Origin of the sequence: Glycomyces algeriensis, from assembly GCF_027622855.1 — a bacterium.
In the GTDB taxonomy this organism is placed as follows: domain Bacteria; phylum Actinomycetota; class Actinomycetes; order Mycobacteriales; family Micromonosporaceae; genus Glycomyces; species Glycomyces algeriensis.
Window position 1 is genome coordinate 119,291 of the sequence record NZ_JAPZVR010000006.1, and the last position, 14,305, is coordinate 133,595.

Here is a 14,305-nt window from a genome sequence, read left to right on the forward strand (position 1 = left end):
AGGCGCATTGCGCCTCCCGCCCTTTCGCATGCCTGGGGCTACGTGTACTTCTTGAGCTCTTCCTCGGAGCCGAGGGTGGTCGGCTTCGATTGGGGCAGTTCGGTTCTGATGAGGATGCAGTTGCACTCCTCGCAGCGGATGACCTCGTCGATCGGGGCGGACTTGATCGGGATCATGTCCGCCGGCGACTTCTCGAGCCGGCAGGAGCCGCAGCGGCGGCCGACGAGTTCGGCGGCCGCGATCGGCTGCTTGGCGTGGATGCGCTCGTAGAGCTCCACGAGCCGGTCGGGGATGTTGATCGCGAGGGCCTCGCGCGTGGAGGTCGCGTCCGCGGTCTCGGCGTCGATCTCGCCGAGCTGGCGTCCGCGGTCGGCCTCGGCGTCGGCGAGGACCTGGCGCGACTCCTCGACCTGGCGGCGGACCTCGCCGAGTTCGGATTCGAGGACCTCGCGGCGCTCCATGAGCTCGAGCTGGTCGTCCTCGAGGGTCCCCTGGCGCCGGGCCAGCGACTCGAGTTCGCTCTGCAGCCCTTCGAGCTCCTTGGACGTGGCGGCCCCGGAGGCCATGCGGGTGCGGTCGGAGTCGGCGCGCTTGGTCACGAGCTCGACTTCGCGTTCGACGCGCTCGATGTCGCGGTCGAGGTCGGCGAGGTCGCCCGTCAGGTTCGCGGCCTTGTCGGCGAGGGCGCGCTGGCGCTGCACGGCGGTCGCGTAGACCGGGTCGGCGTCGAGCTTCTTGCGGCGCTGGCCCAGCTGGGTGAGCTGGGTGTCGACCGCCTGGAGTTCGAGCAGTCGGCGCTGATCGAAAAGGTCGGCTTTCAACCTAGTTCACCCCGGTTTTCTGGTGGATGGTCCACGGATCGGTGTCGAGGTCGGAGACGAGGACGTCGTCGACCAGACGGGACAGTTGCTCGGCAACGATATCGAGCCACGGTCGCTCGGTGGCCCAGTGGGCGGCGTCGATGAGTGCCGGGCCGCTCCGGGCGAGGTGCTCGCTGGCCGGATGGTGGCGCAGATCGGCGGTCAGGTAGGCGTTCGCGCCGGCCGCGGCGGCGTCCGCGAGGTACGAGTCGCCCGCGCCGCCGCAGACGGCGACGGTGCTGATGAGCTGCCCGCCCTCCCCTGCGGCGCGGACCCCGCTGACAGTGGGCGGCAGGGTCTTCGCGGCGTGCGCGACCAGCGCGTCGAGGGTGAGCGGTGCGGGCAGGCGGCCGATGCGGCCGATGCCGCGGCCGGAGCCCTCGTGCTCGGCGGCGGTGAGGGCGCGGAGGGGCCTGAGGTCGACGAGGCCGAGCCGGTCGGCGAGGGCGTCCGAGACCCCGGGGTTGGCGACGTCCGCGTTCGTGTGGGCCACGTAGAGGCCCATGCCGGATTCGATGAGGGTGTGGACGAGGTCGCCCTTGTAGTCGGCGGCGGGGTCGAGGCTGGAGACGCCGCGCAGGAGGAGGGGGTGGTGGGCGACGATGAGGTCGCAGTCGTTCTCGATGGCCTCGATGACGGTGGCGGGCACGACGTCCACGACGCACAGGATCCGGCGGACAGAGTTGCCGCCGCGGCCGCAGACGAGTCCCACCCGGTCCCAGTCCTCGGCCCAGCGGCGCGGGTACAGGTCGTCGAGTGCAGCGGTGATCTCGCTGAGCGTGCGCATCTTTGGAGTTTAGGACGGTGTCCGGAGCTCGAGCAGCGTGGCTCCGGACACCGCCTCAACACACCTTTCGGGTGCGGCCGATAGCGGAGGGGGTGTTGGCGGGCCCCGGGCGAGTCGGTATCCGAGTCCGTTCGCTTGCTCGCAAGGCGGAAGGGGCTCTGAATACCGGTGTTGTATTCAGAGGTCCGACAACGCAGCGAGCGGGCGAACGGGCCGGATAGCGGCCGCCTGGGGCCCGCCAGGGCCCCCTAAGTTGAGGGCGCCGACCTCCTCCGCGAGGCGGCGCAGGTCCTGGGCGGGTTCGCCCTTCGTGCGGTGCAGGATCTGGTCGATGAGCTCGATCGCGACCGGGCGGCACCGGACCTCGGCCGGGGCGTGGCGGTCGGCCGTCACCAGGTGGCGGCTCGCCCGTTCCATGTCCCCCACCTGGACGCACGCCCGCGTCATGTCGAGGTGGTGGTGCGCGCGCCGCTCGGCCACGAGGTCGGCCAGCGCGGCGGGCGGGATGCGGTCGTGGACGGCGAGGGCGTCGCTGCCTTCGCCGAGTTCGACGAACGCGGCGGCGCGGTGGAGCAGGACGTTGGTCGGTCCGAAGGACGTGTAGTAGTAGTTGGCGTCGCGGCCGAGGATGTTGGCGGCGCGGGAGGCGCTGTCGAGCAGGTCCTCGCTGGTGGTGCTGTCGCCGGCGAGTGCGGCGGCCATGGCGCCTTGGAGCAGGAGCGCGCCGTAGACGCTGATCTGCGCGGGTGTGGAGTTCTCGCCGCCGGTCTCGGAGATGAGGCCGTGGGCGACTTGGACGTTGAGGTCGAGTGCGGCCTGGTGGCGTCCGAGTGCCCTGAGCGCGTTGGAGACCCGGGTCGTGGCGATGCCGGCGAGGAGCGGGTCGTTGCCGCGGTTGGCGGCGGAGATGGCGCGGTCGGCGGCGAGCCAGGCGAGCTGGGCCTCCCCGAGTTTGCGCAGGACGGTGGAGGCGATCTGGTAGACCTGCGTCATGAGTTCGGCGGCGTCGGCGCTGGTGCCGCCGACGGGCCGGTCCTCGGCGACGGGCGTGTCGCGCAGGAGCTGGATGAGGGAGCGGGCGACGACCGGGTAGTGGCCTTTCTCGAAGGCGAGCCAGCAGTAGTTGACGGATCCGCGGAGTTCGGGGATCGGGGTGGATTCGATCGGGGCGGCTTCGAGGAAGCGGCCGAGTCGTTCGTAGCGTTCGAGGGACTGGCGGATGGATTCGACCTCGACCTGGTCGAGGCAGCCGCCGAGTCCGGGCCGGCGTTTGGGTTCGCGGCCGAGCAGCTGCCCGGCATCGATGCTGAGGGCTTCGGCGAGTTCGGTGATGACCGAGTACTTGTCGAGGCGGCGGACGCCGCGTTCGATCTTGTCGACCCAGCTCTTGGACTTGCCGATGCGGTCGGCGAAGACCTGCTGGGACATGCCTCGGCGTTGTCGCCAGTAGGCGACGCGCCGCCCCATGGGTTGCGTTTCGGACTCCATGTCAGACCCCACCGTCTATAGGAGTTGGTGTGCGGATTGTCGTGTCGTGCGGTGCAATGCGGTTGTGGCGGCCGTTCCTCCGGCCATGAGTCACGGCCGCCGTGTCGGAGCGCTGCGGGCGGTCGTCAGCTGTGCTCGGTTGTCTTGACCCCGCACGTCCGGTCCTCTTGGAGCGGTGCTCTGTGGAGGCTCGGGTTTGTCGCCTTTGGCGTTCCGACACTAACTGTTTACCGTCTTTTCCCTTCCGGCACAACGGCCGCCAGCTGCCAAGATGACGCTGCGCTTGAAGCCGCTTACAGTCTTGCTCGGTCGCGGCGGTCACTAGCCGGTTATCTGGGGTTATGCCGGGTTTCGGTCGCCCGAACGCGGGAAATCTGCACATGCAACGTGTCGATTCAAGGGCCTGCATCGTTGTGTCAGATATGAGACACAACCGAGTCATCGCGCGCCGCGAACATCGGCGCGCCTTCCGCAGGGCATTCCTGACGGCCGCCTTCGCCACCGCGGCGGCGGCCGCACTGGGGTACGCGATCGCCTTCTCACCGCTCGCCGGGTGGGTGACGATGGGCCTCGCGGCCGCCGTCGCCGCGACCCTCTGGGCGGAGTCGCGCGCCGGCCGGGCCGCCACGGCCCCGCCGGTCACTCCCATCTACTTCATCAAGGAATAGGCCGGGCGCACGGGCAGCGGCGGCCGCACCACCAGGCGGCCGCCGCGTCCCGGTCCATGCACTAGTTGAGCCGGACCACCAGGCACTTGCCGCCCTGGTAGACGCCGCCGTCGACGTTGAGCACCAGCCCGTCGCAGTAGCGGCGGGCCTGCGTCACCTGGCTGGGCGCGAGATCGGTCGTGTCGGGGATCGTCGAATGGCCGTGCACGAGCTCCTCGCCGCCGAACGAGCGGAGCATCCCGCGCACCCGCGCGGGCCCGTCGGGGCCCATGAACTCGTGGCGGCGGGTCAGCTCCCGGAACAGCTGCCACCACTCCTCGGGCTCGTCGGCGGCCATGATCGCGCGGACGGCCGCGTTCACCGCCTCCTCGCTGCGGCCGTAGCCCAGGTACGACTCGGTGTCGGCGTGCACGAGGAGCACGTTCCCGGCGACGTGGACGACGCGCCGCGTCTCGAGCCACTTCACCTCGTCGTCGGTGAGGTCGCCCAGCTCGTCCTCGAAGCCGCCGTTGAGGACCCACCAGTGGAGGAACTGGCGGTCCTGGCCGTCCACGTCGGTGAAGGCGACGTCGCCGAAGCGGCGCGAGCCGAGCAGCAGCACCTCGTGGTTGCCTATGAGGGTGTCCACGTGGCCGCCCTCGGCGGCCGCCTGCCCGGCGAGCCGGCGCAGCAGCCGCACGACCGCCACGCCCTCCTCACCGCGGTCGAAGAGGTCGCCGAGTATCCACAGGCGAGCATCGCCGCCGGTCCACTTGGCGTCCTCGTCCACCAGTCCCCGGCCTCGCAGCGACTCGACGAGCGCGTCGTAATGGCCGTGGATGTCGCTGGCCACGTATAGCGGACTGGTTTCAGACATGGGCTCGATATTAATCCTGCGGGGGGACGTTCGGTGAAGTTGCGGGCCGCTCTGTTCGCGGAACTCCGCCGCCCGGCGGGCCGCCGGCCCTATCGCGCTTGCCGGACGGCTAGTGCCCGGAATAGGATTCGGCCACCGCCATTCGTTCGGCGGCACCGCCGGTGCGCCCGCCAACGGGCGCGCCGTCCGCCGCTACACCCAGCGCCGCAGCGAGGAGCCTCAGTGACCGAGAACCCGTTCCTGTCCCCATCCGACCTCCCCTACCAGCTCCCGCCGTTCGCGGCGGTCGCGAACGAGCACTACCTGCCCGCGTTCGAGCAGGGCATGGCCGAGCAGCTCGAGGCCGTCGACGCCATCGCCAACGACGCGGAGGCGCCGACCTTCGCGAACACCGTGGTGGCCCTGGAGCGGTCCGGCCTCGGCACGCTCAAGCGGGTCGCCCTCGTGTTCTTCAACAAGAACTCCTCGGACACCGACGACGACCTGAACGCGATCGAGTCCGAGATCAGCCCGAAGCTCGCCGCGCACGCGGACAAGATCCTGCTGAACCCGGCGCTGTTCGCGCGCATCGAGGCGGTCTGGGAGCAGCGCGGGCAGCTCGGCCTGGACGAGCAGGACGAGCGGCTGCTGGAGCGGTACAGGACCGAGTTCGTGCGCGGCGGCGCCGCGCTCGACGCCGACGGGAAGGCGCGGCTCTCGGCGATCAACACCGAACTGGCCGAACTCGCCTCCAAGTTCAACCAGCAGATCCTCAGCGACATCAACGACGCGGCCGTGCACGTCACCGACCGTGCGGAGCTCGACGGGCTCGGCGAGGACCAGATCGGGGCCGCCGCGTCGGCCGCGAAGGAGCGCGGCATCGAGGGCTGGCTCATCACGCAGTCGAACTTCTCGCGCCACCCGCTCCTGGAGGACCTCAAGGACCGGGGCCTGCGCGAGCGGCTGTACAAGGCCACGATCGGGCGCGGCGCCGGGAACGCCGAGACGCTGCTGCGGATGGTGCGCCTGCGCGCCGAGAAGGCGCAGCTGCTCGGCTTCGAGCACTTCGCCGCGTACATCGCCGCGGACCAGACCGCCGGGAACGCCGGGATCATCGCCGAGCGCCTCGCCGGGCTCGCCGAGGCCTCGGTGCGCAACGCGCGCCGCGAGGCCGCGGAGCTGCAGGAGGTCATCGACGCCGACGGCGGCGGCTTCGAGCTGGCCGCGTGGGACTGGTCGTTCTATGCGAAGCAGGTGCGCCAGGCCAAGTTCGGCTTCGACGCCGAAGCGCTGAAGCCGTACCTCGAACTCGACCGGGTCCTCGTCGACGGCGTCTTCCACGCCGCCGAGAAGGAGTTCGGGCTGACCTTCGAGGAGCGGAAGGACCTGGAGGGCTACCACCCCGAGGCCCGTGTCTGGGAGGTCTTCGACAGCGGAGAACCGCTCGGCCTGTTCGTGGGCGACTTCTTCACCCGCGACTCGAAGAAGGGCGGCGCGTGGATGAACCCGCTCGTCGTCCAGTCCGAGCTCACCGGCGACAAGCCCGTGGTGGTCAACAACCTCAACATCGTCAAGCCCTCCGAAGGGCAGCCCGCGCTGGTCACCGTCGACAACGTGACGACGCTGTTCCACGAGTTCGGGCACGCCCTCCACGGCCTGCTCTCGGCCTGCCGCTACCCGAAGACCTCGATGACCTCGACGCCGCGCGACTTCGTGGAGTACCCGTCGCAGGTCAACGAGATGTGGGAGGACTGGCCGGAGGTCACCGCGAACTACATGCGCCACTACGAGACCGGTGAGGCCGCCCCGGCCGAGCTGATCGCGCAGTGGAAGGCCGCCGGGAAGTTCGGCGAGGGCTTCGCGTCGACCGAGTACCTGGGCGCGGCCCTGCTCGACCAGGCCTGGCACCGGCTCACTCCCGATGAGGTGCCGGACGGCGGCGACGACCCGTTCGCGGTCGTGGAGGCGTTCGAGCGCAAGGCGCTCGAGGACGCCGGGATCTACATGCCCGAGATCGCCCCGCGCTACCGCTCGGGCTACTTCGCGCACATCTCGATCGGCTACGCCGCCGGGTACTACTCGTACATCTGGTCCGAGATCCTCGACGCCGACACGGTGGAGTGGTTCAAGGAGCAGGGCGGCCTGACCCGCGAGAACGGCGACCACTTCCGCGCGACCCTGCTCAGCAAGGGCGGTTCGATCGACCCGATGGAGTCCTACCGCCGCTTCCGCGGCCGCGACGCCGTGATCGACCCGCTGCTGGAGCGGCGCGGGCTGCGCTGAGCGGCGGACTCGTAAGTGCGGCGGAGCCGTGCTCACCGGTCCAAAAGCGGCACGCGAAGGGCCCGAAGCAATCCGCTTCGGGCCCTTCGCATTTCCGACTTATCCGATATATCCCCTTAGGGGACCCCTGATTGACCTGTACGCGACGGGTACCACACGCACCGTTCGCGAGCGGTCTTCACTAACCCGCACGACCACCCCCGTGGTCGTGCGGGTCTTTGCCCGCCTAGAACGCCATGGCCTTCTCCCAAGGCGAGGGCACCGGGAAGTACGCCTCGAGGAAGCGCCGCATCATGTTCGAGCGCTCCTCCGCCAGGCCCTCGGGCAGGCCGGCGTCGTTGATGCAGAACGTGTCGCGGTCTCGCCGCTCCAGGAGCAGCTCGAGCCGCTCCGCCACGTCGGGCATCCCCAGCTCCACGTAGGCATCCTGCGCCTCGCCGTGGACCGCGCGGCCGGTGAAGCACGCGTAGTAGTGCTGGAGGGTCACCGTCGAGACGTCCGTGACGTTCCGGAAGGCGCTCTGCGCGGTCCGCGCCAGGTCCTCCTCGAACTCCTTCTCGACCTCCGCGAGCACGCTGCGCTGCAGCGGGTACGGCACGTGCTTCATCATCCGCGAGATGGTCCGCCCGAAGGCCCGCTCCAGCAGCGCCCGGTCGTTCTTGAACGCCGCGTTCGGGGGCGAGTCGGCCGTGCTCACCGGGTCCATCCCGATGAACGTCTGCGCCGGGAAGAACCGCGCGATCCCGCTCGGCTCGAAGAACAGGCGCGGGTCGACCGGCTTGCCGACGAACATGTCGTCGTTGAAGTACAGGAAGTGCTCCGAGAGCCCCTCGATGCGGTGCAGCTGCGTCTCGATCGCGTGCGAGTTGAAGGTGGGCAGGCAGTCCGGGTCGTCGAAGAGGTCCCGGTGGTCCACCACGGTGATCCCCGGGGCGTCCGCGTCGAGCCAGTGCGGGCGCTGCCGGTCGGTCACCAGGTACACGTGCCGCACCCACGGCGCGTTGAGGTGCAGGGAGCGCAGCGAGAACCGCAGCTCCTCGCGGTCGTGGAAGCGGGCCGCGTTCGCCGACTCGGCGTGGTACGGCGACTGGTCGGCCTCGGCGCGGCGGCGCAGCCACGCGTGGTCGGCGCCGTCCACCCAGGTGTACACGACGTCGATCGGGAACTCGACGAGGTCGAGCCCGGGCCGGGAGAACTCCGGCCGGGTCGAGACGCGCGGCAGGTCGGCGCGCGGCCCGGCCGCCAGCGCCGTGAAGAGGCGCCCGGGTGCTGAGACCCGGGCGCCGTCGTCGCGGACGACGGGACTGATGCGGTTGTGCCTGGGGGCCAGGAGGTGGCCGTCGCCGGTGCCGGTCCAGAACTCGACGTCGCAGCCGCTGTCGGCGCCGAAGAGGAGGTCGCGCCCGGCGTCGGTCCACAGCCAGGAGGCGCGGACGAGCGGCACGTCGCCCATGTCGGCGCTGCGGGCCCACTGCGGGCGGTTGAGCCCGAGCTCTGATTCGCGGAAGGCCGGTTCGGGCACCGAGAGGCGCCCGCCGGTGGCGTCGCAGAGGATCGCGAGGGCGGTGCACACGCGCTGCCGGTCGGCGGCGTTGACGGCGAGGACGGGGCGGGTGAGGCTGAAGCCGGGCACGGCGAAGTGGTCGACGCCGGCGGCGGTGAGGATCGCGGTGACGATCTCGAGGTTGCGGCGCCAGACTTCGAGCGGCGTGGGTTCGGCGAGCGTGTACGCGGGGCGGATCTCGCCCTGGTGCAGGAGGTGGGCGACGTCGAGGTCGGTGAAGTACCCGTACGGTTCGGTGGCCTCGGTGCGGGCCTTCCCGAACGGGGGTTCGACTGGTCGGGGGTGGGTGAGTTCCGCCGCTTCGTCAAACGGGGGAAGGAATTCCGTAGCTCGGGTTGCGATGCGACGGTCATTGTCTGCGAACAAATCGACACCTCCTGACACGTACGGCGTGCGCCGTTGCGGGGTGGACCGGGACTGGTACCGGCAGGGTGAAGGCAGGTCGTCGCTGACCACGCCTGAACGTCACGTGGCCGGACATTGACACTGTTACCAACAGTAGGCCACATGCCAGTGACAGAATGGTGTCAGATTCGCTTCCGGTGCGTCAACCGCAACGGGCGCCGCCTGAGGCGACGCCCGTTCACAGATTGAGTTCCTTACTCCCCCAAGGGGATTCGGGCGATGTGTTCCCAGGTGTAGGTGGAGGCGTCCTCGGATTGGATGACTCGGACGAGATCCACTGCACTGACGGTGATTTCGGTCCTACCTGGTCGAACGTCGCGAAGCTTGTTCTGGATGGCGCCGCGGCGCGGGTGGACCTCGACGTCGGCGGACCGGTAGGAGAGCGAGACGTGCCCGGGGCCGCCGCAGGGGCGGCCGTGGTCGCCCTCGACGATGTCGTTGACGGCGTCCACGCAGGCGTCGACCAGCCTGCGGAACGAGGTGTCGGGGAACGTGTCGAGCATGATCGCGCCGGTCGCGGCGAGCGCCGGGCCGATGGTCAGGGGGAAGGGCCCGATCTCGGCGGTCTTCTCGCGGAGCCGGTTGACGAGCTTCTCGCGGGTGGAGTCGTCGATCGTCGCGGCGTCGCACTCGACGGAGGCGATGGTGGCGTGGAGCCATTCGAGCGGGACGTGGCGGTCGCCGTCGGCCCGGTCGATGACCTCGCGGTAGGACTCGGCGACGGCCTTGACCTGGTCGAGGTCGGTCAGGTACACGTGGAGTTTGGTCCAACCCTCGGGCCAGCGCTGCCCCGAGTGCGGGGGCTTGGGTCCGGTTGCGGGTGCAGATGTGTTCACTGCTGCATCAATGCCTTAGCGCGAATCAGGTGTGACGGCGCCCGGGCGGGCGCCGTCGGTCGTTTCCACCGGCACGTCGTTCGAAGCACGCATCCTGGTAGCACCGTTCCGGGAGTCTACCCAGGGGGAGCCACGCCCAATAGCCGGTTGTCCGGCGCGTCACGTCGCGGAGTCGGGACCGGGCCGCGCAGGTGCACGACGCGGTCGACGACGCCTTCGGGCAGCGGCCGGTGGGTGATGATGATCGTGGTCTTGCCTTCAAGAGCGGCGGCGGCCGTGCGGAGTACGCGTTCGGCGGTGGCGGCGTCGAGGTGCGCGTCGGGTTCGTCGAGGACGAGCACTTCGCGGTCGGCGAGGAGGCAGCGGGCCAGGGCGATGCGGCCGCGTTCGCCGCCGGAGACGGCGCGGCCGTGCTCGCCCAGGCGGGTCTGGAGGCCGTCGGGCAGGGCCTCGAGCCAGTCGCGGAGGCCGGCCCAGCGGAGGGCGCGGGCGAGGTCCCCGTCGTCGGCGCCGGGCCGGGCGAGGCGCAGGTTCTCGGCGAGCGTGGTGTCGAAGACGTGGGCGTCCTGCGAGCACAGGCCGACGGTGCGGCGGATGTCGTCGCCGTCGTACTCGGCGAGTTCGACGCCGCCGAAGCGGAGGGTCCCCTCGTAGGGCAGGAAGCCCATGAGGGCGGCGGCGAGCGTTGACTTGCCGGAGCCGGACGGGCCCATGACGGCGACGCGCTCGCCGGGCTGGACGGTGAGGTCGAAGCCATGGAGTGCGGGCTCCTCGGCGCCGGGCCAGGTGACGGAGAGCCGCTTGATCTCGATGAACGGCGGCCCGCCGAGCGGGTTCGGTTCGTACTCCATGGGTTCGGCCGGGTCGGGGCGCGGCTCCGGAGCCTGGGTGATCTCCAGGAGGCGGCGGCCGCAGGCCTTGGCGACGGCGGTCTGCTGGGCGGCGGCGGGCAGTGCGAGCACGGGCTCGAACGCGGCGAGCGGGACGAGCGCGACGACGGCGAGCAGGACGCCGTCGAGGGTGCCCGCGGCGACGGCCGGGATGCCGGTGGCGAGCGCGCCGGTGACGGCGGCCGCGAGGGCGAGGAGCCCGGCGGCCTCGCCGAGTCCGGCGGTCCAGGCGATGCGGGCGTGGGCGCGGCGCAGCCGGTCGTCGCCTTCCAGGACGTGCTCGAGCGCCGCGGCGTCGGTGCCGGCGGCGACGAGCTCTTCGCGGCCGTGCAGGAGGGCGCGCACGCCTTCGGTGAGGTCGCCGCGGGCGCTCGCGGTGGCGCGCACCGCGTACCGGGAGGTCCAGGTCGCCAGCGCGGGGCCGGCGAGTGCGGCGGCGAGCAGGCAGGCGGCGAGGACGGCCCCGGCGGCGGGCAGGAGCGCGGTCTGCAGGACGACCGCGCAGACGGCGACGATGACCGCGGAGGCCAGCGGCAGCGCGCCGCGCAGCCACCGGTCCCCCACGCCGTCCACGTCGTCGACGAGGCGGGCCTGGAGGTCGCCGGAGCGCCACACGGGGACGCCGGCGGGGGCGAGGCGCACGAGCTTGCGCCACACGGCGATCCGCAGCCGTTCGAGGCCGCGGAAGGCCGCATCGTGCGAGACGAGGCGTTCGGTGTAGCGGAGCACGCCGCGGCTGATGCCGAAGAGCCGCACCGAGGTGATGGCGACCATCAGGTACAGGATCGGCGGCTGCTCCCAGGCGCGCGAGATCAGGTAGCCGGAGACGGCCAGGAGCGCGAGGGCGCTGAGCTGCGCCAGGGCGCCGAGTGTCGCGCCGAGGCCGAGCCTCAGGGCGATCGTGTTGCGTACGAAGCTCACCAGTCCACCTCTCTGTCGGCGATCGCGCGCACCGCGGGGCGGTGGGAGGCGATCAGGACGGTCCGCTGGTCGCGGTAGGGCGCGAAGGAGTCGAGGACGGCCTGCTCGGTGTCGGAGTCGAGGTGCGCGGTCGGCTCGTCGAGGAGGAGCACCGGCGGGTCGAGCAGGTCGACGCGGAGCAGGAAGCGGGCCAGGCCGACCCGGGCGGCCTCGCCGGCGGAGAGCCCGGAGCCGTCGGCGGCGACGGTGCGGGTAGCGGCGGGCGCGTGGGCGGCCGCGATCGCCTTGGCCACGGCGGGATCAGAGGCCCCATCGGGAACGGCGAGGCGCACGTTCTCGGCGACCGTGCCGTCGATGAGGACCGGCCGCTGCGGGAGCCACGCGATCGAGCGGCGCACTGCGGCGAGGTCGAGGTCGGTCAGTTCGGCGTCGTCGAACGCGATCGAACCGGAGACGGGCTGCCGGAAGCCGACGAGCGCCGCCATGAGGGTCGACTTCCCGGCGCCGGAGCGCGCGGTAAGGACCGTGGTCTGCCCGGCCGGGACCGTCAGGCTCAGCTCGGGGAGGGGCTGGCGTCCCGGGTACGCGAAGACGGTGCGGCGGAACATGATCGTGGGGGCGCGGCCCAGCGGCGTCCGCATGGTGCGGGACGCGGTGATCGCGGCGGAGCCGGGCTTGGTCTCCGGGCCGGGCGTGCTGCCCCGGCCGGACCAGCGTGCCAGTGCCGAGGCGGCCGTACCGGTCGTGTCCGGTTCGGAGGCGGTCTCGGCGTGCTCGGGGGTGTCGCCGAGGATCGCGAAGACCTGCTCCGCTGCGGCGAGCCCTTCGGCGCTGGCGTGGTAGTGCGCGCCCACATTGCGCAGCGGCAGGTACGCCTCGGGGGCGAGGATGAGGACCAGCAGTGCGGTCTTGAGCCCGGCTTCGCCGGTGAGGCCGCCTTCGACGAGGTCGACGCCCACGGTGACGGCCACGACCGCGACGGACAGGCTCGCGGCGAGTTCGAGGACGAGCGCCGAGCAGAACGCCACGCGCAGCAGCGACATCGAGCGGCGCCGGTACGAGCCGGTCGTGACCTCGATGGCCCCCGCCTGCTTGGCGGCGCGGCCGAAGGCCTTGAGCGTCGGGAGTCCGGCCACGAGGTCCGCGAAGTGGTGCGCGAGGTGGGAGGTGGCCTCCCACTGGCGTTCGGCGCGCGAGCGCGTGTACAGGCCGATGAGGATGCCGAACAGGGGGATCAGCGGCAGGGTGAGCAGCACGATGAGCGCGGCGGGCGGGTAGGCGATGAGCATGACCGCGAGCACGCCGACCGGTACGACCACGGCGAGCACGAGCTGCGGCAGGTAGCGCGCGAAGTAGCCGTCGAGCGCGTCGATCCCGCGCACCAGCAGCGCGGCGGTCCGGCCGGTGTGGTGCTTGCCCGAGGGCAGTCGCATGAGCTGCTCGAGCGCTTGGCGGCGCAGCCCGGACTTGACGCCCGCGCTCGCGCGGTGCGCGGCGGCCTCCTGCACGGAGGCCAGGAGCGCCCGCAGGGCGAGCACGATCGCGAGGGCGATGAGCTGCGGCGCCAGGGAATCGAGGCTGCGGCCGCCGGCGAACGCGCCCGCGATGAGGCTCGCGGTGAGCCAGGCGCCGGCGACGACACACGCGGTGCGGGCGGCCCCGAGCGCGGCGCAGACGCCGATGAAGACCGCGGCCCCGCGGGCGCGGTGGAGGAGGCGCCGGTCGACGCCTGCGGGTTTCGGTGCGAGGGTCGTCATGCGACCGGGATCCTCTCGACGATGACGCGCTGGCGGAAGACCCAGTAGGTCCACCCCTGGTACAGCAGGATGAGCGGCAGGAATATGACGGCGGCCCAGGTCATGATCCCGAGCGTCTTGTGCGTCGCGGCGGCGTTCTCGTGCGTGAGGCTGTTCGCCGTATCCGAAGTGGACGGCAGCACGTTCGGCCACAGGGCGCAGAACAGCGCCGTCGAGGCGAGCGCGATCGTCAGGGCGGTGGCCGCGAACGCCCAGCCGCCGCGGCCGGTGAAGTCGAGCGCGAGGCCCGCCGCCAGCGCGATCACCGCCAGGACGATGAGCACCAGCGTGGTCCAGTTCCCGTGCGCGACCTGCGTCCACACCAGGAACGCCAGCGCCGGGACCGCCGTCGCGGCCCCGAGCTTCAGGCCGAGCGCGCGGGCGCGTTCGGCGAGGTCCCCGGTGGTGCGCAGGTGCAGGAAGTACGCGCCGTGCGTGGCGAAGAGCAGCAGCGTGGTCAGGCCCCCGAGGAGCGCGTACCCGTTGAGCAGGCCCCAGATCGAGCCGGTGTAGTCGAAGTTCGCGTCCAGCGGCACGCCGTGCACGAGGTTGGCGACCACGACGCCCCAGCAGAACGCGGGGATCGTCGAGCCGATGATGAGGCAGAGGTCCCAGTTGCGCCGCCACCGGTCGGTGTCGCCCTTGCCGCGGTACTCGAAGGCGGTGCCGCGGATGATGAGGCCGACGAGGATCGCGAAGAGCAGCAGGTAGAACCCGGAGAAGAGGCTCGCGTACCAGTGCGGGAACGCCGCGAACATGGCTCCGCCGGCGGTGATGACCCAGACCTCGTTGCCGTCCCAGACCGGGCCGATCGTGTTGATGAGCGCGCGCCGCTCCCGCTCCTCGCGGCCGAGCACCGGCAGGAGCATCCCCACCCCGAAGTCGAAGCCCTCGAGGATGAAGTACCCGGTGAACAGGACCGCGATGGCGATGAACCAGATCGTCGTCAAATCCATGCTGTGTTCCCCAAAA

At 71.2% G+C, this 14,305-nt stretch carries 11 protein-coding genes; 2 read left to right on the plus strand and 9 right to left on the minus strand.

Annotated elements, in window-relative coordinates:
* Nucleotides 1-38 precede the first annotated feature (38 nt).
* The 3 genes from O2L52_RS13175 to O2L52_RS13185 all read right to left on the minus strand — a co-directional run bounded on the left by O2L52_RS13175 (nucleotide 39) and on the right by O2L52_RS13185 (nucleotide 3,135).
* Nucleotides 39-821, minus strand: a complete 783-nt coding sequence (locus tag O2L52_RS13175) for a zinc ribbon domain-containing protein (RefSeq protein ID WP_270115996.1) — start codon at nucleotides 819-821, stop codon at nucleotides 39-41.
* A 1-nt stretch (nucleotide 822) separates the two neighbouring features.
* Complete coding sequence (locus O2L52_RS13180) at nucleotides 823-1,647, minus strand: Nif3-like dinuclear metal center hexameric protein (RefSeq protein WP_270115997.1); 825 nt, start codon at nucleotides 1,645-1,647, stop codon at nucleotides 823-825.
* Nucleotides 1,648-1,824: 177 nt separating this feature from the next.
* Nucleotides 1,825-3,135, minus strand: a complete 1,311-nt coding sequence (locus O2L52_RS13185; RefSeq protein WP_309299875.1) for a helix-turn-helix domain-containing protein — start codon at nucleotides 3,133-3,135, stop codon at nucleotides 1,825-1,827.
* A 422-nt stretch (nucleotides 3,136-3,557) separates the two neighbouring features.
* Here O2L52_RS13185 and O2L52_RS13190 point away from each other — a divergent pair, with 422 nt between their 5' ends.
* The gene (locus O2L52_RS13190) at nucleotides 3,558-3,803 is read left to right on the plus strand and encodes a hypothetical protein (RefSeq protein WP_270115999.1); all 246 of its coding nucleotides are present in this window, start codon (nucleotides 3,558-3,560) and stop codon (nucleotides 3,801-3,803) included.
* Nucleotides 3,804-3,864: 61 nt separating this feature from the next.
* Here the strand turns inward: O2L52_RS13190 and O2L52_RS13195 are convergent, their stop codons facing one another.
* On the minus strand, nucleotides 3,865-4,659 hold the full coding sequence (locus O2L52_RS13195; protein WP_270116000.1) for a metallophosphoesterase: 795 nt from the start codon (nucleotides 4,657-4,659) through the stop codon (nucleotides 3,865-3,867).
* A gap of 222 nt (nucleotides 4,660-4,881) precedes the next feature.
* Here O2L52_RS13195 and O2L52_RS13200 point away from each other — a divergent pair, with 222 nt between their 5' ends.
* A complete protein-coding gene (locus O2L52_RS13200) occupies nucleotides 4,882-6,921 on the plus strand; it encodes a M3 family metallopeptidase (protein ID WP_270116002.1) in 2,040 nt (679 codons plus the stop codon).
* A gap of 226 nt (nucleotides 6,922-7,147) precedes the next feature.
* Here O2L52_RS13200 and O2L52_RS13205 read toward each other — a convergent pair whose 3' ends face one another.
* From O2L52_RS13205 to cydB, 5 genes are all read right to left on the minus strand, one after another.
* Nucleotides 7,148-8,851: a stealth family protein gene (locus O2L52_RS13205; RefSeq protein ID WP_270116003.1), complete on the minus strand. Its 1,704-nt coding sequence runs from the start codon at nucleotides 8,849-8,851 to the stop codon at nucleotides 7,148-7,150.
* A 233-nt stretch (nucleotides 8,852-9,084) separates the two neighbouring features.
* On the minus strand, nucleotides 9,085-9,726 hold the full coding sequence (locus O2L52_RS13210) for a 2'-5' RNA ligase family protein (RefSeq protein WP_270116004.1): 642 nt from the start codon (nucleotides 9,724-9,726) through the stop codon (nucleotides 9,085-9,087).
* 116 nt (nucleotides 9,727-9,842) lie between these two features.
* Entirely contained in the window at nucleotides 9,843-11,537 is a 1,695-nt protein-coding gene (cydC, locus tag O2L52_RS13215) for a thiol reductant ABC exporter subunit CydC (RefSeq protein WP_270116005.1), read from the minus strand.
* Nucleotides 11,534-13,294, minus strand: a complete 1,761-nt coding sequence (gene cydD / locus O2L52_RS13220) for a thiol reductant ABC exporter subunit CydD (protein ID WP_270116007.1) — start codon at nucleotides 13,292-13,294, stop codon at nucleotides 11,534-11,536. Before cydD ends, cydC begins: the two co-directional genes overlap by 4 nt.
* Nucleotides 13,291-14,289: a cytochrome d ubiquinol oxidase subunit II gene (gene cydB / locus O2L52_RS13225; RefSeq protein ID WP_270116009.1), complete on the minus strand. Its 999-nt coding sequence runs from the start codon at nucleotides 14,287-14,289 to the stop codon at nucleotides 13,291-13,293. The genes cydD and cydB overlap by 4 nt, the downstream gene beginning before the upstream one ends.
* Nucleotides 14,290-14,305: the final 16 nt, after the last annotated feature.